This is a genomic window from Streptomyces sp. NPDC005483 (assembly GCF_040606035.1).
GTDB lineage: Bacteria > Actinomycetota > Actinomycetes > Streptomycetales > Streptomycetaceae > Streptomyces.
The window spans coordinates 289199-310601 of record NZ_JBEXEA010000009.1; the positions used below are offsets into that span (position 1 = coordinate 289199).

Consider the following 21403-nt stretch of genomic DNA (forward strand, 5'->3'; position numbering starts at 1 on the left):
GACGGGGGCGGCCGGCGTGAGTGCGGAGACGTTGCGGGAACGGCGAGCGCAGATCGGGGAGTTCCGGCGCGGGGAGGTCCTGGTGCCGGTGGTCGACGGCTCGCTGCTGTCGGCGGAGGCGGGCGGCATTCGCTGGCTGTTTGCGTTCACGGACGTCCCCGCGCTGGAACGGTTCGCCGAGGCACGGGGCGAGGACGTCCCCGGCTGGGTGCCGGTGCACGGGGCGCGGTTGCTGGACCAGGTGGTCCCGTCCATTGAGGGCCCGGTCGGCATCGCGGTGGACGCGGGCAGCCCGACGGGCCTGGTCCTGCCCCCGGTGACGGGGATCGTGCCGGACGCGGTGGCCGTCGACGCCTCTCCGGAAGGAGCCGGGGCGGCGTGAGCGACGGCTACCAGGTCGATCCGGAGGCGATGGCACGCATCACGCGCGGCATCAACCAGGCGATGGCCGAGCTGAAGCAGTTCGGCTTCGACATCGAGGCGAACCTGGGCCGCGGCTTCGACGACCTGTCGATGACGGGCCTGGAGGTCGGCGACGACGGCCTCCAGCAGGTCTTCGGGGACTTCTGCGACCGCTGGGGCTGGGGTGTGCGCTCGCTGATGCAGGACGCCAACGAGTTCGCGGGCCGGCTGGGTCTTTCGGCGGGCCTGTACCACGAGCAGGAACAGTACGTGTCGGACACCCTGAAGTCGGTGTGGACGGCGGGGACGGGCAACCCGTACCTGTCGCCGGACGAGGTGAAGGAACGTTCCTGGTCGGAGACGCTGAAGGACAACCCGGTCTCCCAGGTGGCGAACGCGGACTACAGCGCGGAGTCCTTCACGTCCGGTCAGGACGAGGTGAAGGCGGCCTGGTCGCAGGCGGCGGAAGACGTTTCGACATCGACGGTGACGCCGGACGCGTTCTTCGACCCGCGCACGGACTGGCAGTGGAGCGGCCCGGAGTCCTCGGGCGAGGGTGAGGACTGATGGGCTTCGGGGACCTGGTCGGCGACTTCGGCGACGGCCTGGAGAGCGCGGCCGACGGCCTGAACAAGGGTGTCGGCGAGGCGGTGGGCTGGGGCGCGGACAAGACGGCCGGCCTGCTGTCGGACGTGGGCGCGGACGGGGCGGCCGAGAAGGTCCGCGACTTCGGCGAGAGCGTGAACAACCGCCTGGGCGGCACGGTCGCCGAACGCGCCCTGGGCGAGAGCGAGGACCCGAAGGAACTCGTACACGGCAGTGAGCCGGCGCTGCGTGAACGGGCAGGGCGTCTACGGAAGTTCGCGGCCGCCTTCGAGAACGTCGGCCAGGGCATGCGGTCGCTGGACCCGGGCGAGTGGCGGGGGCAGGCGGCGGACGCGTTCCGCGCGAAGTTCGACGTCCAGCCGAAGCAGTGGCTGACGGCGGCGGACGCCTGTACGTCGGCGGCCGCCGCGCTGGAGTCGTACGCGGACACGGTGACCTGGGCGCAGGAGCAGGCGCGGGTGGCGATCGAGAGGTACCGGGCCGCGCAGGACGCCTCCCGGCGGGCGGCGGACGCGTACGCCGCGCAGGTGAGGACGTACAACCAGGCGGCCGAGCGCTACGACGCGACCGCCGAGGCGGGCGGCGACCCGGGCGTGAAGCCGACGAAGCCCGGCGATCTGGTCGACCCGGGCACGGCAGGCCGTCAGGAGGCGCAGGAGATCCTTTCCGCGGCCCGCCGGCAGCGCACCGACGTGGCCGAGGACGCCCGCCGCAAGATCGCTGCCGCGCTGGAATCGGCCCCGCCGAAGCCGGAGTTCACCGACCGCATGGGCGCCGACGCGGCGGACTTGTTCGTCGGCACCCAGCTCAACTCGGTCCACTTCGCGGGCGGCCTGCTGCGCGGCGGCACGGACGTCCTGAAACTGGCCCGCACGGTCAATCCGCTGGACCCGTACAACCTCACGCACCCCGGCGACTGGTCGAAGAACTCACAGCTGCTGCTGGCGGGCCTGGTGGGGACGGCGGCGCATCCGGAGCGGTTGCCGATGTCGATCCTGGGGACGGGGTGGTCTAGTGACCCGGGGGACGCGGGCGGGTACTTCGTCTCGAACCTGATCGGCGGGAAGGGCGCGGGGGGTGTGGGGCGGGCCGCGCTGAAGGACGCCCTGCGTGGAGCTGCCAAGGACGCGGCGACGGGAGCCGCGCGCAGCGGCACGCGCCGGGGGCTCATGGACGTCGCCCGGGATCTGAAGTGCAAGCTGTTCGGCAGCGATCCGATCGACATGGCCACCGGCCGCATGTCGCTGCCCCAGACGGACGTGTCGCTCCCGGCCCGGCTCCCGCTGGTGTTTTCCCGCCAGTTCGAGTCGTCGTACCGGGCGGGCCGCTGGTTCGGTCCGTGCTGGACGTCCACGGCCGACCAGCGGTTGGAAATCGACGCCGAGGGGGTCGTCTTCGTCCGCGAGGACGGTTCGTTGCTGGCGTATCCGCATCCGGCCCCCGGTGTGCCGGTACTGCCGCTGGCGGGCGAGGGCCATCCGCTGACCGTCGACGCGTACGGCGACTACACCGTCACCGACCCGGAGACCGGCCGGGTCTGGGATTTCGCGGGCCCGGGCGGCGACGGCAACGGCATGGCCCTGCTGTCCCAGCTCATCGACCGCTCGGGCAGCCAGTGGCTGACGTTCGAGTACGACGACGAGGGTGCCCCCACCGGGATCGTGCACTCGGCCGGCTACGACCTGCGGATCGAGCGGTCCGAGAACCGGATCACGGCCCTGTACCTGGCCGATCCTGAGGGTGGCATCGAACTGGTCCGCTTCGGCTATGACGCCGCGGGCCATTTGTCGGAGGTGACGAAGTCCTCCGGCCTGCCGACCCGCTTCACCAACGACTCCCTCGGCCGGATCACGGCATGGACGGACACCAACGACTCCTCCTACCACTACGTCTACGACGACGAGGACCGCTGCACCTCCCAGGGCGGCGAGGCAGGCCACCTGAGCTACACCTACACCTACGGCGCCCCGGACCCGGCGACCGGCAACCGGACCGTCACGGCGGTCGACTCCCAGGGCCACAGCACGCTGTACGAGATCAACAGCGACGTCCAAGTGACGGCCGTGACCACCCCGGACGGCGCCACGACCCACACCACCCACGACCGCGCCCACCGCCCCCTCACGATCACCGACCCACTGGGCCGCACGGTGGGCTACGCCTACGACGAGGCGGGTCGCACGGTCCTGGCGATCCGTCCGGACGGCCACTACACCAGCGTCGCGTACGACGCCCAGGGCCTGCCGGTCACGGTGACCGGACCCGACGGCACGTATGTGGAGCAGCGGTTCGACGAGTACGGCAACCGCACGGCGGTGACCGACGCCTCGGGCACGACGACCCGCTTCACGTACGACGACGGCGGCCACCTGGCGGCCGTCACGAACGCCCTGGGACACACGACAAGGGTCCGCTGCGACGCGGCGGGCCTTCCTCTGGAGATCACCGACCCCTTGGGCGCGGTGACCCGCTACTCACGGGACGCCTTCGGCCGTCCGGTGAGGATCACGGACCCCACCGGTTCGGTGACCTGCCTGGAATGGACGGTGGAGGGCCGCCTGTCCCGCCGTACGGTGGCGGACGGCACAACCGAAACCTGGGCGTACGACGGCGAGGGCAACTGTGTCGCCCACACGGACGGGTCGGGCGCGGTCTCCCGCTTCGAGTACACCCACTTCGACCTGCTGGCCGCCCGCACGGGCCCGGACGGAGTGCGCTACGAATTCGCCCACGACACGGAACTGCGCCTGACGAAGGTCACGAACCCGCAGGGCCTGACGTGGAGTTACGAGTACGACCCGGCCGGCCGCCTGATCGCGGAGACGGACTTCGACGACCGCACGCTGACCTATGCGCACGACCCGGCAGGCCAACTGAGCGCCAGCACCACGGCATCCGGCGACCCGATCATCTTCTCCCGTGACGTCCTGGGCCGGGTGATCCGCAAAGAGGCGGCCGGGGCGGTCACGACCTACGCCTACGACCCGTCGGGCGCCCTGGCGGAGGCGACGGGCCCGGACGCCGTCCTGAGGCTGCGCCGGGACGAGGCGGGCCGAGTGCTGTCGGAGACGGTGAACGACCGCACGCTCACCTACACCTACGACGAGTTGGGCCGCAGAACGGGCCGCACCACCCCCACCGGCGCGACGACGACCTGGTCGTACGACGCGTCGGGCAACCGCACCGGCATGGTGGTGTCGGGCCGCACCCTCACCTTCGCCCACGACGAGGCAGGCCGCGAACTGACCCGCCGCATAGGCGAGTCGGTAACCCTGACCCAGTCCTTCGACCCACTGGGCCGCCTGACGAAACAGGACCTGGTCGGCCCCACGGGCCACCGCCTCCAACACCGCGCGTACACCTACCGGGCCGACGGCAACCTCACAGCCATCGACGACCACCTGAACGGCACGCGCCACTTCGACCTGGACGCGACGGGCCGCGTGACGGCGGTGCACGCGGCGAACTGGACGGAGACGTACGCCTACGACGAGGCAGGCAACCAGACGCAGGCGACGTGGCCGACCGAGCACCCGGGCAGCGAATCGGTCGGCGCCCGGGAGTACGTGGGCACCCGTATCACCCGCGCGGGAAAGGTCCGCTACGAACACGACGAAGCGGGCCGCATCACCCTCCGCCAGAAAACCCGCCTGTCCCGCAAGCCGGACATGTGGCGCTACGAATGGGACGCGGAGGACCGCCTGACGTCGGTGACGACCCCCGACGGCACCCGCTGGCGCTACCGCTACGACCCCCTGGGCCGCAGAATCGCGAAGCAACGCCTGGCCCCGGACGGCGAATCGGTCCAGGAACAGGTGGACTTCACCTGGGACGGCACAACCCTCTGCGAACAGACGACGTGGTCCCCGTCCCACCCCGACCCGGTCACCCTGACCTGGGACCACCAGGGCCTGCACCCGCTGTCCCAAACGGAGCGCATCACAGCGGCCGACGCCCCCCAGCACGAAATCGACTCGCGCTTCTTCGCCATAGTCACGGATTTGGTCGGCACCCCGACCGAGCTCATCGACGAGGCCGGCGACATAGCCTGGCGCACCCGCAGCACCCTCTGGGGCACGACAGCCTGGGCGTCAGACAGCACGGCCTACACTCCGCTGCGCTTCCCGGGCCAGTACTTCGACCCTGAAACCGGCCTGCACTACAACTACTTCCGGCATTACGACCCCGAGACCGCGCGGTTCACCAGCCCGGACCCTCTCGGGCTCACTCCTGCACCGAACGCCAGCACCTACGTCCATAACCCCCACACATGGAGCGACCCGCTGGGGCTGTCCCCCTGCCAGGAATTCCATACAGTGCAAAGCCGAGCGGACGCTGAACGTCTTCGCAACGGTGGAGAACCGTGGCCTGCGGAAGACACCAGAGGTCAATATGGGGAAGGCGTATACTCGTGGGGATCCGAGGAAGAAGCCGTGCGGTATGCAGAACGCCTTCGCGGTCGCGGACTTGATGTGGAGATTCTTAAATTCAGAGTATCGGGAAGCGACTTCGATGCGCTCAGCAAGGCTGATATTGTGGGTATGTCACCGAGCGAGGCCGAAGCCTTTGTGGATCGGCACAGCCGATTGTACGGTGCCGGTGAGCCCCATAATTATGACTACATACGCGGGCATACCGGTATGGGGCACGAGCATTTCTTCCACAAGAGAGTGTTCGATCGGCTGAATTTCCTGAACTGACGAGGTATCTCAGAGTGAAGACGTTTCGTTTCCGAAAGCGTAGCCCGATCGGCGGACTGGCCGTTGATATCGACGCAGAGGTTGATGTCTCCGGAGTCGCCCCCTCGAACGCTGTGCAAATCTACAGAAAGGTTTGGCTGGAACTTCCGCACTCTGCCCTGCATTGGCGTGACGCGGCCTGGCTAATGTTTGGAATCTCGGTGCACTCGGACGTCCTGAACGCACTGCACCCGCAGGGACTTACCATCAAAGTGGGTAGCCTTTCGTTCCCGGCCAGCGACTATGTTCCAGAAGCGGCGGCCTTCGCCATCGAGGGATGGCTGCGAGAGGAGTTCAAACTGCCGCCTGTCGATATTGGTGTGGAATTTGATTCCGTTAACTCGCGCTATGTCTTTTCCTGGGGGAATAGGATGCCATTCTCTGAGGGGTCCTCTGGTGTTCCCGCTCTGCACACTTGGCGCTGAGCACCCCTCGTGCGGCGTGAAACTTTGCTCGAATTTACAGGCGTAGAGCTCAGATCTGCTGCCGCGGAGGATGCTGTGGCACTCGTTGAAGAGCGGCTTGGGCAGTCTCTCCCACAGTCCCTCCGGTCCCTTCTCGAGGTGTCTGACGGTATCAGCGCCGACTACGGAGTGGAGATTGTCTGGTCGGCAGCCCGGATACTCGCCGAAAACATCTCGTTGCGTCACAATGAGCAGTTGTGCAGTCTGTATATGCCGTTCGATCCGCTCCTCTTCTTTGGCGACAATGGTGGCGGAGATCAGTTCGCGTTGGTCCGGACGCCCGAACGGGATGACGTCTTCGTTTGGGATCACGAGACAGATAGCAGAAACTGGATCTCCCCTTCCCTTGACAGCTTCTTGCGGAGTTCCCTTGGGGGTGGGAGTGACGACTGGTATCGCCGATAGGCTTCCAGGCGCTCGGCTCTTGGTAGGACGTGTCCTACGCGGGTTTCCTCGCCACGAGGTAGGCGCGGGACAGCTTTTCGTCGTCCAGGGGCTCTCGGAGTACGCGGGCGATTACCTGGAGGCCGGCCTCGGTGAGAGGCTCTGCCACCGCCTCCGGGGTGCGCAGCCAGTAATCGAGGGAGATCTTGTGGCCGAAGCGTTCGTCGAGGTGCATGTGGGTGCCGCCGGGCTCGTACTGGAAGCCGATCAGGGCGTGGGCGCCCGGGACGAGGACGCGGTGGAACTCTGCGAAGGCCGTGGGGAGGTGGTCGTCCGGGACGTGGATGATCGAGTAGAGGGCCGTGATGCCGCCCAACGTCTCGGACGGTAGGTCCAACGACGTCATCGAGCCCACGTGGAAGCGGAGGCCCGGGTGGGACCTGCGGGCCAGTTCGACCATCTTCGGGGAGACGTCCACGCCGAAGACCGGGACGCCGAGTTCGTGGAGCGCCGCGGTCACGTGTCCCGGGCCGCTGCCGATGTCGGCCACAGGGCCCTTGCCCTGCTCCCTCACCAACTCCGCGAAGCCCGTGATCTGGGCTCTGTCCAGCGTGGGGATGCCGGCCCAGTCGGAGAACTGCTCGGTGTAGGGCTCGGCGATCGTGTCGTACGCGGTTCGGGTGGCCCGTATGAAGTCGGGGATCTCGGCGTTCACGCGCTGCACCCTAGCGGGGCGGCTCGGGGCGGCGGGTGGGGAGTTGCGGAGCGCCGTGTGGAGTTTGCCTGGCGGTCATCGAGGGCTGGAGTGCGGTGACTTCAAGGCTTCGAGGAAGCTCGTGAAGGCGGCGGGCGGGAAGGTGAGGGTGGCCCTGGTCGGGGTCTTCGAGTCGCGGATCGCTATGTGGGCGCTTCGGTTCGCGATCTCCACGCAGGCATTTCCTTCGCCGCCGCCGGAGTAGCTCGACTTCTGCCAGATGTCGTGGGTGGCCATGGGGTGCCTCACAGCTCCTTGGTCAACTTGTTGATGAAGTCCCGCGACCGTTCGGGGTCGAGTGACACGCTCTCCAGCCTACGGAAGAGTGCTCGGAAGCGGGCCAGTTGGGCCTCGGCGTCGATGAAGGCTGTGCCGTGGGGGCCATCACGAACGACAGTGTCCAGTTTGGGAACAGGACCGCCCGCGTACACCATGGCGCTTCCCGCGCCGGGGAAATCGTCCAGATCGAAGGGGATCACGCGGACGGTCACGTGCTCGGCCTCGGAGAGTGCCTGGATGCGGGCGAGTTGAGCTCGGGTCGCGGAACGGTCGCCGACCCTGATGCGTAGCGCCGCTTCGTGGATCACAGCCTCGTACGGGGTCGGGTCGGGACCTTCGATGATCACCCGCCGCTTCATCCGGTGCTCCACCCGGAGGTCCACCTCGCTCTGTGGGAACTCCGAATTCACGTAGGAGAAGAGCGCTCGAGCGTAGTCCTCGGTCTGCAACAACCCGGGAACGTGGAGGAAGTCCGCGTCCCATCGATGACTGGCGTGGTATTCCAGCTCGGCGAGATCCAAGTACGGCGTGGGCAACCTCTCTTGGTACTCCTCCCACCAGCCGTGCGTCCGATCGATCGCCATGGTCACGAGTGCGTCGATCAGCGCGTTGTCCGAGCACGCGTAGTTGGCTGCCATGGCCCGCAGCCGCTTCTCACTCACACCCGCGAGGGCCTTCTCGATCTGGCTGATCTGCGCGGAACTCACCCCGAGCGCTGTCGCCGCCTCGCGCCCCGTGATGCCAGCCGCGTCGCGAAGCCTGCGCAGCTCGGTCGCCAGCCGCGTCTGACGTGCCGTCGGCTCGCTTCTCAGTGCCATTGAGGCTCCTCTCAACGCGCCTGTGGGCACGACTCGTTCGGGGTCAGATTACGCGACCTGCTTGCGTAACTTAGAAATCTATACCTACTGTCAGTGATGCAACGCACACTCTGCGGAAGTGCACCGCCCCGTCCTGTCGTGACGGCGGCGGCACCGCCACCGCATCCAACCTCTCGCCACAGAACTGGAGCTGACGCATGCCCGAAAACCAGCCCTGGGAGTACACCCTCCACATCCCGAACGACGTCCGAGCCGTCACCGTCGCCCGCCGCACCCTCCGCCTGATCCTCACCCTGCACGGCCTGATCCGCCTGACCGACACCGCGGAGCTTCTCGCGGCGGAGTTGGTCTCGAACGCTGTACGCCATACGAAAGGGCCCGCCGCTCTGCGGGTGCGCTGGTCGGCGGGGGTGTTGCGGATCGGGGTGTGGGATGCGGACCCCGGGCCTCCCGAGCCGCCCGGTGAGTTGGATCTGCTGGGGGAGGTGGAGGAGGGGAGGGGGCTGGCGTTGGTGAAGGCGTGTGCCGACCTGTGGGGGTGGCAGCCGTTGGCCAGGCACGGCAACCGGGGGAAGTTCGTGTGGTGCGAGCTCGCCGCCGCCTGATAGGGGCCCGTGGGGGGCGCCCGCTTCTCTTGCGGGCTCGCGCTTCCGCGAGGCGGGTCAAGGGCGCTTCGTCTCCGGCCCACCCCTGACACGGCTCACTCCAGCGCGGCGAGCGGGCGGCCTGGGGAGAGCGGGGCCAAGTGGCGGGGCGAGATCGGCAGCGTCGCGGGCCGGGGTGGCGGGACACGGCGGGTCTCACATGCACACCGGGTGAAATGGTCGCTGAGTCGGCAGCGGGTAGCGCGCAGGGGCCCACGGGCGCCCTAAGGGTGCAGTTCGCGCCGGTATGCCCGATTCGCGATGAGGTCTGATTGAGGTGTCCTGCTCGGCGGGGTGGGCTGGCGCTCCGGGGTGGGGCGGGGCGGGGCTGGGCGAAGAAGCCGACTCGGGCTCGGTGGGCGGTAGGCCACAGGGTCAGCCCGTGGGCATGCCGGTCTGGTCGCGTTCGAGCGCGGCGCGCAGCTTCGAGATGGCCTGTGCGACGGCCGGCGCCGAGGAATCGTCGAGCGTACCCCTGAGCAGCTCGACCACTCCGTCGGCGAAGGTCCTCTCCGCCGCGTCGACGAGTCGGGAGCCGTCGTCGGTCAGGGACAGGAGCGAGGAGCGGCGATCGGACGGATTCGGCTGCCGGACGGTCCAACCCTGCCTTTCCAGCCGGTCGACGACCTTGCTGGTCGCCCCGATGCCGATGGCGAACTCGGTGGCGAGGTCCGCCACGCGGGCTCCCGGGTGGTCGCGCAGGTAGCGCAGGGCCTCGAACTGCGAGGTGATGATCCCGTGCCGGTCGCGGAGGCGGCCGGTGAGGGCGTTGTACAGGCGCGTCTCGCATCGGACCAAGTCGGCGAAGAAGCCCGGGAGGTCGACGGTCTCGTCGCTTGTTTTGGATGCCACGGCATGTATCTTACTGTATATGCCGAGGCATATAGTGCCGTGGAAGGTACTTGCGACAGAGGGAGAAGCATGAGCAGGGAACAGCGTGCGCAGGTCGACGCGATGCTGCGGCAGCCGCGACCTCAGGGCTCCCGGCCGGTCGCAGAGATCCGAGCCGGATTCGAAGCGCTGATGGCCCGGATGATCGTGCCCGACGGCATCCGCATCGCGCGCGCGGAGCTCGGCAACCGGCCCGCACTGCACGTCGAGCCGGACGGGGACCGCTCACACGCTGGGACGATCCTCTACTTCCACGGGGGCGGCTGGGTGTACGGCTCTCCCGAGAGCGTGCTGTCGCTGACGGGACACCTCGTCGTCAAGACCGGCTTCGAGGCGTACTCGGTGGACTACCGACTCGCCCCCGAGCACCCGTTCCCAGCTGCGACAGAGGACACATTGAGCGCCTACCGCGCGCTCCTCGACAGCGGTCACGACCCTTCGGCCGTCGTGTTCGCCGGGGACTCGGCCGGAGGCGGACTCGCGGTGACGACCTGCCTGGCCGCCCGCGACGCGGGCCTCCCGCTGCCCGCCGCCATCGTGACGTTCTCCCCGGGCCTCGACGCCACGCGCACGGGCGAGAGCATGGTCACCAAAGAAGGCATCGACCCGATCCTCACCCGCAAGTCCGTGGAACACACCGGAGCCATGTACCTCGCCGGTGCCGACCCGCACCAGCCCCTGCTCAGCCCGGCCGTCCTCGCCGACCTGACCGGCTTCCCCCCGATGCTCATCCAGGTGGGCACCAACGAGATCCTGCTGGACGACTCCACGCGCCTGGCCGCGCGCGCGAAGGCCGCCGGAGTGGACGTCATCCTGGACGTCACCGCCGACGTGCCGCACGTGTTCCAGTCGTTCGCCGGCGCCCTGGACGAGGCCGACGAGGCACTGGACCGCGCGGCCTTCTTCATCGGTCAGCGCATCCGTGCCCGGCCGATCGCATCCGGAGGAAGGGCCGCAGCGACCCGGCCTGCCCCGTCCACCACCCGCGATCACTCAGCGTGACGTCCCCGCGCCCCACCGTGCCCGTCCCCATCATGTCCCAATGCCGTTTCGACAGATGAACAAGGCCGCCGACCGCAAGCCCAGCATGGTATGTGTGGGAAAGGAGGTTCTTACCCACCTCAAATAACGTCCATGCGTCGAGCGGCCAGATTTTCTTCCCACGGCGGGTTGAAGTTTTGTTGATCGCGGGTCGGTTGGTCGCCCCGGCGTCCTACCCTTTAGAGGGTGAAGCAACTGATGTCACTGGAGTCCGAGGTCGATCTGCCCGGGGAAGCCGCGCTTCCCGGCGTGCTGAGCGAGGAACTGCACGCCGAACTCGTACTGTTCCGACGCGACTTGCACATGCACCCGGAACTCGGCAACCAGGAGTTCCGCACCACCGCGGCGATCAAGGAACGGCTCGAGAGGGCCGGGCTGAAGCCGCGGGTGCTGGCCGTCGGGACCGGGCTGGTGTGTGACATCGGGGAGTGGGACGGCGGGCGGCCCATGCTCGCCCTGCGCGCCGACATCGACGGCCTGCCCATCCCGGACATGAAGACCGAGTGCTCGTACCGGTCGACCGTGCCCGATCGGGCGCATGCCTGCGGGCACGATGTGCACACCGCCGTGGTGCTCGGCGCCGGGCTCGTCCTCGCCGAGCTCGACAAGAAGGGCCTGCTGCCGCGGCCCGTGCGACTGATCTTCCAGCCCGCCGAGGAAGTGCTGCCCGGCGGTGCCGCCGACGCCATCGACGGCGGGGTGCTGGAAGGGGTCGGCAAGATGCTCGCCGTGCACTGCGACCCGCGGGTCGACGCCGGCAAGATCGGGCTGCGGAACGGGGCCATCACCTCCGCCTGCGACCGGCTGGAGATCTCGCTCGACGGCCCCGGTGGCCACACCGCCCGGCCGCACCTCACCACCGACCTCGTCACCGCCGCCGCCCGCGTCATCACCGACGTGCCCGCGATCGTCGGCCGGCGCGTCGACACCCGGGCCGGGCTCGCCGTGACCTGGGGGCGGATCGAGTCGGGGCACGCCCCCAACGTCATCCCGCAGCACGCCGAGCTCTCCGGGACCGTGCGCTGCCTGGACATCGACGCCTGGCGGCAGGCGCCGGACATCGTCGTGGCCGCGATCGACGAGGTCGCCAACCTGCACGGGGCCAAGTCCGAGATCAACTACGTACGGGGCGTGCCGCCCGTCGTCAACGACGCGGACGTCACCGAGCTGATGCGCGAGGCCATGGCCGTCCGGCGCGGTGACGACTCCGTCGAGAGCACCGAGCAGAGCCTCGGCGGCGAGGACTTCTCCTGGTACCTGCAGCGCATTCCCGGCGCCATGGCCCGCCTCGGGGTGCGGACACCGGGGGAGCGGACCGTGCGCGACCTCCACCAGGGCGACTTCGACGCCGACGAGTCCGCCATCACCGTAGGCGTGGAGCTGTTCACGGCCGCGGCCCTGCTGGACGCCGTTTAGGCCCGGCTGGACGAGGATGCCCGGCGCTCAGCCGGCAGCCTCGTCCAGAGCCGCCGAGTGCACGGTCACATGGGGTGAGTGCCCGATACCACGGCGATTTTCCAGGTCGCCGCACCCTTGCTGACGTGTACGGACAAGGCCTGTTCGACCAGGTCTGTGTACACCTGCCCAATCGTGATGGGTCCGTCGCAGTTGACACGGTTGGGGGCTTGGGTCGGGTGCTTGCGGTCGACGATGGTCACTGTGCCCGCTCCCGAGCAGCTGGCGTGCACGGTGTACACGTCCGTCAACGGCTTGAACACGGGAAGGTCCGTGTCCGCGGTGCCATCGGTCACGGGGACGAGGAATTGTGCCTTGGCCGGAAGGTCGAGCCCCGAGCCCTTGGCGGACTGGCCGGACTGGCCGGACTGAATGGGCTGTGGGGTGTGGGAGCTCTTGGTGTCGCGGGTTGCGGTGTCGTCGGTTGCCGTGCAGGCGGCCGTGAGCGACAGGACGAGCAGTGCGGGGGCGGCGATGGTACGGCGACCCATGAAATCTCCTTGATGGAATGGCGCGGCCCCGGTGCCGAGACCGGGGCCGCGCCTGTGGTCAGCCGAGATCAGTTGATCTCCCAGCCCTCTCGATAGGGCGCCCACACCGTCATGTTCTTCTTGTTGGTCACCGAGCAGTCGCCGTTGAGCGTGGCTGTGTACCCCTTGATGTTCTCCTTCATGATTCCGTAGTCGCCGGTGACGGTCGAGTGCGCCTTGACCTTTCCACTGGTTCCGACGTTCAGCGACGACGTCCAGCTCTTCGAGGCGTTGGCGTTTACCTCGGCCTTGATCTTCCCGAGCCACATCACCTTGAATTCCCCGCTGAGGGTGAGGGAGGCGCCTACGGTGGTGGTTCCCGACTTCTGCGAGGTGAAGCTGTAATCGATCGCGTAGGACTTGTTGTTCGTGACGTATGTCGAGTACTTCACAGACATCGTGTTCTTCACGTTGCTCGTGATGTGAACAAAAGGTCCTCCCTCGCTGCAGTGGCTGCCCGAGGAGGAGGCGGGCTCGCTCAACTTCGGGCCGTCGACCTCGCCTTGGATCGGGAGGTCCTCCTGCAGCGGTTCGTTGCTTTCCACGCCGGTCAGGACTTCCCCGGAGTCGGCGGTCGGCGGCTGCGCATCGAGGTCATCGGCGAGTGCCGGTGTCGCACCGGCCATGAGCAGCAGACCGGTCATGACTGCTGCAGCATGCATCTTCACGCTTTTACCCCCTGAATTTTCGGCGACCCGGTCGAGGTCGCCGTTGCGGGCTGATCACACCACGGGATGACATGGCAATGACAGTAGGTTGAGTGAATCTTGAGGCTTCACGGAAATGTTCGACCTGCCGAACGGCATTCTCGTTCAAATTCAGGTCTTCAAGCGCAGGTCAGGCCCGATTCGCCCTCGCTCAGGGTCGGCTCTGTAGGGGCTTGCCGGGCCGGGGCGCCAGTGGGTGGGGGAGGGGGGAGGGTAAGCGGCAGTGTCCATCCGCTCTGTCTGCGCGGATCTCGAAGGTCGCGCGGCGACGAGCCTTGACCACGGGACCCGCGTCCTGGGTTCGGTGTCACCGCGTCCGGCCGGTGCCGCCCGAGGTGATCTCACGGCACCTGGAGGGCGCGTCCCTGGGGCGTCGAGGAGGGATCGGGACCGGTGATCAGAAGCGACGATCAGGGCAGGCGTCGAGCGGGGTCACCGGATGGTGTGGCTGGATGGGTGCGTGATGGCACGCACCCTCGTGCCCCACCCCCATGTCGACCCTCACGTGCACCCTCGAAGGACGTTCCGCCGCCCGGCGCAACACGGTTGTAAGCCAATCGTGCACACTTCGAAACAGGGGCGTGTGAGGCCTCCAGACCTCAAGTTCAGAGGGTGTTTGCCTCGAATCGATAACAGCTTCGGAGTAGGTCTGTTTCCGACATCTACGCGCGTTACGATGCCGCGAAGCCAACGCCGCAGGGGCGTACAGGCCCGAGCACTGGCATGGTGCTCACATGAAGCGCCGACAAGGCGCTCAGGTCAGGTGAAGGAGCCTCCCGTGCGCCGGGTAGCCAAGCTTTCCGCTGCGTGTATCGCCACCGCAGCTCTCGCACTGACTGCCACCGCGTGTGGCAGCACCTCCTCGGAGAACGACAGCTCGTCCTCCTCCGCGTCGTCCTCGGGCAGCAGCAAGGGCGGCATCAAGATCGGTCTCGCCTACGACGTCGGCGGCCGTGGTGACCGCTCCTTCAACGACTCCGCCGCGCGCGGTGCCGACAAGGCGGAGAAGGAGTTCGGCGGTTCCATCAAGGAGCTCACCGCCAAGAGCTCCGACACCGAGGCCGACCGCGAGCAGCGCCTCAGTGACCTGGCTCAGGCCGGCTACAACCCGATCGTCGCCGTCGGTTACTCCTATGCCACCTCGATCGACAAGGTCGCCAAGGAGTTCCCGAAGGTCAGCTTCGGCCTCATCGACTCGGTCGCCACCGCGCCGAACGTCGACAGCATCACCTTCACCGAGGAGCAGGGCTCCTACCTCGCCGGTGTCGCCGCGGCCCTCAAGACCAAGAAGGACCACGTCGGCTTCATCGGCGGCGTCGACGTCCCGCTGATCAAGAAGTTCGCGGCGGGCTACGTCCAGGGCGTCAAGGACACCAACGCCAAGGTCAAGGTGGACGTCCAGTACCTGAGCCACGGCTCCGACACCTCCGGCTTCTCCAGCCCCGACAAGGGCAAGGAAGCCGCGTCCGGCCAGCTCGACAACGGCGCCGACGTGATCTACAGCGCGGCCGGCTCCTCCGGCAACGGCGCGATCGAGGCTGTCTCCGGCGTCAAGGGCGCCTGGGCCATCGGCGTGGACTCGGACCAGTACAACATCCCGGGTCTGAGCAAGTACAAGAACTCCATCCTGACCTCGATGGTCAAGAACGTCGACGTCGGCGTCTACGACTTCATCAAGTCTGTGCACGACGGCAAGCCGCTGACCGGCAACCAGGTGTACTCCCTCGCCAAGGGCGGTGTCGGCCTGTCCACCAGCGGTGGCTTCATCGACGACATCCAGCCCAAGCTGGACGAGGCGAAGAAGAAGATCGTCGACGGCACCGTCAAGGTCAAGACCAGCTGACCTGACGGTTCCCGCCGGAACCCGGGCTCGGCGAGGGGGCCTCGACAACCCCCTCGTCGAGCCATAACAATGTGTCAACTCTACGCGTGTAGCGCGGAGTTGCCGCGCTAGCGTCGCCGACGCCTGCCCTCCCCTACGCAGCCCCTTTTCCCCGAGGAGAGTGCGCCATCAACGCGTCCAGCCCTCCCGCTGCCGTCGAACTGCGCGGCATCACCAAGCGATTCCCAGGCGTCGTCGCCAACAAGGACATCGACATCACCGTCCGCACGGGCACCGTGCACGCCCTGTGCGGCGAGAACGGTGCCGGCAAGTCCACCCTGATGAAGATCCTCTACGGCATGCAGCAGCCGGACGAGGGCACCATCACGGTGAACGGCGAGACGGTCACCTTCCACACCCCCGCCGACGCCATCGCCCGTGGCATCGGCATGGTGCACCAGCACTTCATGCTCGCCGACAACCTCACCGTCCTGGAGAACGTCGTCCTGGGCGCGGAGAAGCTGTACGGCATCGGCGCCAAGGCCCGCGCGAAGATCAGGGAGATCTCCGACGCGTACAGCCTCAACGTCCGCCCCGACGTCCTCCTGGAGGAACTCGGCGTCGCCGACCGCCAGCGCGTGGAGATCCTCAAGGTCCTCTACCGCGGTGCCAAGACCCTGATCCTCGACGAGCCCACCGCCGTCCTCGTGCCGCAGGAGGTCGACGCCCTCTTCGACAACCTGCGGGAGCTGAAGGCGGAAGGTCTCACGGTCATCTTCATCTCGCACAAGCTGGGTGAAGTCCTCTCCGTGGCCGACGAGATCACCGTCATCCGCCGCGGCACCACCGTCGGCACGGTGAAGCCGGCCGGCACCAGCACCAAGCAGCTCGCCGAGCTGATGGTCGGCAGCGAACTGCCCACCCCGGAGACAGAGGAGTCCACGGTCACGGACGTCCCGCTGCTGAAGCTGGACGGACTGCGCCTGGCCCAGACCGACCTCGACGGCGTCGAGCGGATCATCCTCGACGACATCTCCTTCACCATCCACAAGGGAGAAGTTCTCGGCATCGCGGGCGTGGAGGGCAACGGCCAGTCCGAACTGGTCGAGGCCATCATGGGCATCCGTGCCCTGAACGCCGGCACGATCGCCCTCGACGGCACCGACATCTCCCACGTCCCCACCCGCCAACGCCGCGAGGCCGGCGTCGGCTACATCCCCGAGGACCGCCACCGCCACGGCCTGCTCCTCGAGGCCCCGCTCTGGGAGAACCGCATCCTCGGCCACGTCACCGAGAAGCCCAACTCCCGCGGCCAGCTCCTCGACATCAAGGCGGCCCGCACCGACACCGAGCGGATCATCCAGGCGTACGACGTCCGCACCCCCGGCATCGACGTCACCGCCGCCTCGCTGTCCGGCGGCAACCAGCAGAAGCTGATCGTCGGCCGGGAGATGAGCCACGCGCCCAAGCTGCTCATCGCCGCCCACCCCACCCGCGGTGTGGACGTCGGCGCGCAGGCGGCGATCTGGGACCACATCCGCGAGGCCCGCCGCGAGGGCCTGGCGGTGCTGCTGATCTCCGCCGACCTGGACGAGCTCATCGGCCTGTCCGACACCCTGCGGGTGATGTACCGCGGCCGACTGGTCGCCGACGCCGACCCCGCCACCATCACCCCCGAAGAGCTGGGCTCCGCCATGACGGGTGCGGCCACCGGCCACCTGGAGCACGCAGAGGACGACGCCCGATGAACAAGCTGACCCAACGCATCGACAAGGAGCGGCTGCTCCTCGGCGTCGCGGCCCCGCTGCTCGCGGTCGTCGCCGCGCTCGTCGTCACCACCCTGGTCATCCTCGCCACCGGCAAGAACCCGGGCGCCGCGTTCAGCGACATGCTGACCTACGGCTCCGCCAGCGACAGCCAGGTCTACATCCTCAACAAGGCGACGACGTACTACCTGGCGGGCGTCTCGGTGGCCATCGGCTTCCGGATGAACCTGTTCAACATCGGCGTCGACGGCCAGTACCGCATCGCCGCGTTCTTCGCCGCGGTCCTCGGTGGCGCGCTGACCACGCCGGGCTGGATCTCCATCCCGCTGATCATCCTGTGCGCCATGGCCACCGGCGCGGTGTGGGCGGCCATCGCGGGCATCCTCAAGGTGACCCGCGGCGTCAGCGAGGTCATCTCGACGATCATGCTGAACTCGATCGCCACCGCGATCATCGCCTACCTGCTCCAGCCCGGAAAGCTCGCGGAGCTCCAGGCCGGCGGCACGGTCGTCTCCACGAAGCCGCTGCCCGAGTCCTCGTACTTCTTCCAGATCGACACCGGCGCCGCGGGCGAGCTGTGGGGCTTCATCTTCATCGCCGTACTCGTCGGCGTCGCGTACTGGTTCGTCCTCGGCCGCACCCGGTTCGGCTTCGACCTGCGCACCGTCGGCCAGTCCGAGAGTGCCGCCACCGCGAGCGGTGTCTCGGTGAAGAAGATGGTCGCCACCAGCATGCTCATCTCGGGTGCGGTGGCCGGTCTGATCGGCATGCCGACCCTGCTCAACGACAGCCACCAGTTCAGCAACGACTTCCCCGTGGGCATCGGCTTCACCGGCATCGCCATCGCTCTGCTCGGCCGTAACAACCCGGTCGGCATCGCGCTCGGCGCCCTGCTGTGGGGCTTCCTGGAGCGCACCACCAACCACCTGGAGTTCGAGGGCTACGACAAGGAGATCCTCGGCGTCATCCAGGGCGTCATCGTCCTGTGCGTCGTCATCGCCTACGAGCTCGTACGCCGTTACGGACTCAAGCGCCAGCAGCAGCGGGTCGGCGCCGAGCTCGCCGCCCAGGCCGCAGCCCCGACCCAGAAGCAGGAGGTGGCGTGATGACTGCCACGATGACCGACACGCCGCCGCCCGCGGCACCCAAGGCGGACACCGCCACCCGGTCGGGCCGCTCGCTCGGCCAGATCCTCATGATCGTCGCAGGTGCGCTGCTCCTCGTCGCCGCGGTGCGCGTCATCTCCGGCTCCGACCAGCTCACCTCCGAGGGCCAGGTCTCCGCGGCCCTCAGCCTCGCCGTGCCGATCGGCCTCGCCGGTCTCGCCGGTCTGTGGTCCGAGCGGTCCGGTGTGGTCAACATCGGCCTCGAAGGCATGATGATCCTCGGCACCTTCGGCGCCGGCTGGATCGGCTGGCAGTCCAGCCCCTGGCTCGGCCTGCTGTGCGGCGTCGGCTTCGGTGTCCTCGGCGGCCTGCTGCACGCGGTCGCGACCGTCACCTTCGGCGTGGACCACATCGTCTCCGGTGTCGCGATCAACCTGCTCGCGCTCGGCACCACCCAGTACCTCGCCAAGCTGTTCTTCGTGGACGGCAAGGCGGCGGACGAGGGCGGCAACCCCAAGCAGTCCCCGCCCGTGGACTCGCTGCCCAACTTCGACGTGCCGGGCCTGTCCAGCGGCCTGCACTCCATCGAGAACCACCACTGGTTCCTGATCTCCGACATCGCCGGCATCCTCGGCGGTCTGGTCACCAACCTGTCCGTGGTGACGATCCTCGCGGTCGTGCTGTTCGTCGGCAGCTGGTGGCTGCTGTGGCGCACGTCGTTCGGTCTGCGCCTGCGCTCCTGCGGTGAGAACCCGATCGCCGCCGAGTCGCTCGGCGTCAACGTCTACAAGTACAAGTACATGGCCGTGGCCGTCTCCGGTGGCCTTGCCGGCCTCGGCGGCGCCTTCCTGGCCCTGGTCACCTCGCACACCTACCTCGAAGGCCAGACCGGCGGCCGCGGCTACATCGGTCTCGCCGCCATGATCTTCGGCAACTGGCGTCCGGGCGGCCTCGCCATGGGTGCGGGCCTGTTCGGCTACTCCGACGCGCTCCAGCTGCGCAACGGCGGCGAGACCGTCCACGCGCTGCTGCTCCTGCTGTTCGTGCTGCTCCTGGCGATGGGCGGCTGGAAGCTCTACAAGAAGGCGCACTGGCAGGGCGGCATCAGCCTCATGGTGGGCGCGGGCGTCCTGGTCTGGTACCTGGTCACCGACGAGGTCCCCAGCGACTTCGTGGGCGCCACCCCGTACGTCGTCACGCTGCTGGTGCTTTCGCTGTCCGCGCAGCGCCTGCGGATGCCCAAGGCGGACGGCATGCGCTACCGGAAGGGGCAGGGCAAGTGACGGACGTCGACTGGGGGGCACTGCGGGCGGCGGCCCGGGACGCCATGTCCCGGGCGTACGCCCCGTACTCCGGCTACCCAGTCGGCGTGGCCGCCCTGGTGGACGACGGCCGTACGATCACCGGCTGCAACGTCGAGAACGCCTCCTACGGCATCGGCCTGTGCGCCGAGTGCGGTCTGGTCTCGGAGCTGCAGAACACCGGGGGCGGCCGCCTCACGCACTTCACGTGCGTGGACGGCCAGGGCGAGGTCCTCGTGCCCTGCGGCCGCTGCCGGCAGCTGCTGTACGAGTTCGGCGGCCCCGACCTCGTCATGGAGACCCCGGCGGGGATCCTGCCGCTGTCCGAGATGCTCCCGCAGGCCTTCGGGCCGGGGCATCTCACCAAGTAATTCTCGGAAGGAAAGCCCTGCATGGCCATGGACGTCATCTCCGTCATCCGCACCAAGCGGGACCGCGGTGAACTCAGCGACGAGCAGATCGACTGGGTCATCGACGCGTACACCCGCGGGGAGGTCGCCGACGAGCAGATGTCCGCGCTCGCGATGGCGATCCTGCTCAACGGCATGAACCGCCGCGAGATCGCCCGCTGGACCGCCGCGATGATCGCCTCCGGCGAGCGCATGGACTTCGCGTCCCTGTCCCGCCCGACGGCCGACAAGCACTCCACGGGCGGCGTCGGCGACAAGATCACGCTGCCGCTGGCTCCGCTGGTGGCCGCGTGCGGCGCGGCCGTCCCCCAGCTCTCGGGCCGCGGCCTCGGCCACACCGGCGGCACGCTGGACAAGCTGGAGTCGATCCCGGGCTGGCGCGCGCTGCTCTCCAACGAGGAGATGCTGTCGGTGCTCGACACCACCGGCGCGGTGATCTGCGCGGCGGGCGACGGCCTGGCCCCGGCGGACAAGAAGCTGTACGCCCTCCGTGACGTCACCGGCACCGTCGAGGCGATCCCCCTGATCGCCTCCTCGATCATGTCGAAGAAGATCGCGGAGGGCACGGGTTCGCTGGTCCTGGACGTGAAGGTGGGCACCGGCGCCTTCATGAAGACCATCGAGGACGCGCGGGAGCTGGCGTCCACGATGGTGGGCCTGGGCACGGACCACGGCGTCAGGACGGTCGCGCTCCTGACGGACATGTCGACCCCGCTCGGCCTCACGGCGGGCAACGCCCTCGAAGTCCGCGAGTCGGTGGAGGTCCTGGCGGGCGGCGGCCCCTCGGACGTCGTGGAGCTCACCCTCGCGCTGGCCCACGAGATGCTGGCGGCGGCGGGCATCCGCGATGCCGACCCGGCGAAGGCGCTGGCCGACGGCTCGGCGATGGACGTCTGGCGCCGGATGATCGCGGCGCAGGGTGGCGACCCGGACGCGGAGCTGCCGGTGGCCCGCGAGCAGCACGTGATCAAGGCGGGTGCCTCCGGCGTCCTGACCCGCCTCGACGCCTACGGCATCGGCGTCGCCGCCTGGCGCCTCGGCGCGGGCCGTGCCCGCAAGGAGGACCCGGTGCAGGCGGGCGCGGGCGTGGAGATGCACGCCAAGCCCGGCGACCCGGTGACCGAGGGCCAGCCCCTGCTGACCCTGCACACGGACACGCCGGAACGCTTCGCGTACGCGTTGGAGTCGATCGAGGGCTCCTACGACATCGAGGCGGCGGGTACGGGCTTCACGGCGTCGCCGGTGGTGCTGGAGCGTATTGCCTGACCTGGGGTTTCCTCATTC

20 protein-coding genes are annotated in these 21403 nt (G+C 68.3%); 14 read left to right on the forward strand and 6 right to left on the reverse strand.

The genetic code is table 11. The features are described 5' to 3' along the window. Nucleotides 1-16 precede the first annotated feature (16 nt). Genes ABZT06_RS19820 through ABZT06_RS19840 form a run of 5 tightly spaced genes read left to right on the forward strand, consistent with a single transcriptional unit; the run spans nucleotide 17 to nucleotide 6616 of the window. Complete coding sequence (locus tag ABZT06_RS19820; protein WP_355742027.1) at nucleotides 17-382, forward strand: SseB family protein; 366 nt, start codon at nucleotides 17-19, stop codon at nucleotides 380-382. Continuing rightward, on the forward strand, nucleotides 379-969 hold the full coding sequence (locus ABZT06_RS19825; RefSeq protein WP_355742030.1) for a hypothetical protein: 591 nt from the start codon (nucleotides 379-381) through the stop codon (nucleotides 967-969). The genes ABZT06_RS19820 and ABZT06_RS19825 overlap by 4 nt, the downstream gene beginning before the upstream one ends. Next, complete coding sequence (locus ABZT06_RS19830; RefSeq protein WP_355742033.1) at nucleotides 969-5708, forward strand: putative T7SS-secreted protein; 4740 nt, start codon at nucleotides 969-971, stop codon at nucleotides 5706-5708. Before ABZT06_RS19825 ends, ABZT06_RS19830 begins: the two co-directional genes overlap by 1 nt. A 14-nt stretch (nucleotides 5709-5722) precedes the next feature. Next, a complete protein-coding gene (locus ABZT06_RS19835) occupies nucleotides 5723-6172 on the forward strand; it encodes a hypothetical protein (RefSeq protein WP_355742036.1) in 450 nt (149 codons plus the stop codon). A gap of 9 nt (nucleotides 6173-6181) precedes the next feature. After that, nucleotides 6182-6616, forward strand: coding sequence for an SMI1/KNR4 family protein (locus ABZT06_RS19840; RefSeq protein ID WP_355742039.1), 435 nt, complete (start codon nucleotides 6182-6184; stop codon nucleotides 6614-6616). Between the two features lie 34 nt (nucleotides 6617-6650). Here ABZT06_RS19840 and ABZT06_RS19845 read toward each other — a convergent pair whose 3' ends face one another. From ABZT06_RS19845 to ABZT06_RS19855, 3 genes are all read right to left on the reverse strand, one after another. Further along, on the reverse strand, nucleotides 6651-7310 hold the full coding sequence (locus ABZT06_RS19845; protein ID WP_355742042.1) for a class I SAM-dependent methyltransferase: 660 nt from the start codon (nucleotides 7308-7310) through the stop codon (nucleotides 6651-6653). Nucleotides 7311-7385: 75 nt separating this feature from the next. Then, nucleotides 7386-7586, reverse strand: coding sequence for a DUF397 domain-containing protein (locus ABZT06_RS19850; protein WP_355742045.1), 201 nt, complete (start codon nucleotides 7584-7586; stop codon nucleotides 7386-7388). An 8-nt stretch (nucleotides 7587-7594) separates the two neighbouring features. Next, nucleotides 7595-8446: a helix-turn-helix transcriptional regulator gene (locus ABZT06_RS19855; protein ID WP_355742255.1), complete on the reverse strand. Its 852-nt coding sequence runs from the start codon at nucleotides 8444-8446 to the stop codon at nucleotides 7595-7597. Nucleotides 8447-8643: 197 nt separating this feature from the next. Here ABZT06_RS19855 and ABZT06_RS19860 point away from each other — a divergent pair, with 197 nt between their 5' ends. Next, the gene (locus ABZT06_RS19860; protein WP_355742048.1) at nucleotides 8644-9051 is read left to right on the forward strand and encodes an ATP-binding protein; all 408 of its coding nucleotides are present in this window, start codon (nucleotides 8644-8646) and stop codon (nucleotides 9049-9051) included. Between the two features lie 414 nt (nucleotides 9052-9465). On the opposite strand, the gene ABZT06_RS19865 is transcribed toward ABZT06_RS19860, so the two are convergent. Beyond that, entirely contained in the window at nucleotides 9466-9942 is a 477-nt protein-coding gene (locus ABZT06_RS19865; RefSeq protein ID WP_355742052.1) for a MarR family transcriptional regulator, read from the reverse strand. A 69-nt stretch (nucleotides 9943-10011) separates the two neighbouring features. On the opposite strand from ABZT06_RS19865, the gene ABZT06_RS19870 reads away from it, so the two are divergent. Continuing rightward, the gene (locus ABZT06_RS19870) at nucleotides 10012-10983 is read left to right on the forward strand and encodes an alpha/beta hydrolase (protein WP_355742055.1); all 972 of its coding nucleotides are present in this window, start codon (nucleotides 10012-10014) and stop codon (nucleotides 10981-10983) included. Nucleotides 10984-11220: 237 nt separating this feature from the next. Further along, nucleotides 11221-12438 carry a M20 family metallopeptidase gene (locus ABZT06_RS19875; RefSeq protein WP_355742258.1) on the forward strand — a complete coding sequence of 406 codons (1218 nt, stop codon included), beginning with the start codon at nucleotides 11221-11223 and terminating at the stop codon, nucleotides 12436-12438. Nucleotides 12439-12503: 65 nt separating this feature from the next. Here the strand turns inward: ABZT06_RS19875 and ABZT06_RS19880 are convergent, their stop codons facing one another. Next, the gene (locus ABZT06_RS19880; RefSeq protein ID WP_355742058.1) at nucleotides 12504-12968 is read right to left on the reverse strand and encodes a hypothetical protein; all 465 of its coding nucleotides are present in this window, start codon (nucleotides 12966-12968) and stop codon (nucleotides 12504-12506) included. Between the two features lie 68 nt (nucleotides 12969-13036). Continuing rightward, the gene (locus ABZT06_RS19885) at nucleotides 13037-13669 is read right to left on the reverse strand and encodes a hypothetical protein (protein WP_355742060.1); all 633 of its coding nucleotides are present in this window, start codon (nucleotides 13667-13669) and stop codon (nucleotides 13037-13039) included. Nucleotides 13670-14492: 823 nt separating this feature from the next. Here ABZT06_RS19885 and ABZT06_RS19890 point away from each other — a divergent pair. The 6 genes from ABZT06_RS19890 to ABZT06_RS19915 all read left to right on the forward strand — a co-directional run bounded on the left by ABZT06_RS19890 (nucleotide 14493) and on the right by ABZT06_RS19915 (nucleotide 21385). Beyond that, complete coding sequence (locus ABZT06_RS19890) at nucleotides 14493-15557, forward strand: BMP family ABC transporter substrate-binding protein (protein ID WP_355742063.1); 1065 nt, start codon at nucleotides 14493-14495, stop codon at nucleotides 15555-15557. A gap of 275 nt (nucleotides 15558-15832) precedes the next feature. Further along, nucleotides 15833-17284, forward strand: coding sequence for an ABC transporter ATP-binding protein (locus ABZT06_RS19895; protein WP_355742066.1), 1452 nt, complete (start codon nucleotides 15833-15835; stop codon nucleotides 17282-17284). Next, nucleotides 17281-18408 carry an ABC transporter permease gene (locus tag ABZT06_RS19900; RefSeq protein ID WP_355742068.1) on the forward strand — a complete coding sequence of 376 codons (1128 nt, stop codon included), beginning with the start codon at nucleotides 17281-17283 and terminating at the stop codon, nucleotides 18406-18408. The genes ABZT06_RS19895 and ABZT06_RS19900 overlap by 4 nt, the downstream gene beginning before the upstream one ends. Next, nucleotides 18408-19691 (forward strand): ABC transporter permease, encoded by a 1284-nt coding sequence (locus tag ABZT06_RS19905; protein ID WP_355742071.1) that lies wholly within the window; start codon nucleotides 18408-18410, stop codon nucleotides 19689-19691. Before ABZT06_RS19900 ends, ABZT06_RS19905 begins: the two co-directional genes overlap by 1 nt. Beyond that, entirely contained in the window at nucleotides 19688-20080 is a 393-nt protein-coding gene (locus ABZT06_RS19910) for a cytidine deaminase (RefSeq protein ID WP_355742074.1), read from the forward strand. Before ABZT06_RS19905 ends, ABZT06_RS19910 begins: the two co-directional genes overlap by 4 nt. 21 nt (nucleotides 20081-20101) lie before the next feature. Further along, nucleotides 20102-21385 carry a thymidine phosphorylase gene (locus ABZT06_RS19915; protein ID WP_355742077.1) on the forward strand — a complete coding sequence of 428 codons (1284 nt, stop codon included), beginning with the start codon at nucleotides 20102-20104 and terminating at the stop codon, nucleotides 21383-21385. The last annotated feature ends 18 nt before the right edge of the window (nucleotides 21386-21403 follow it).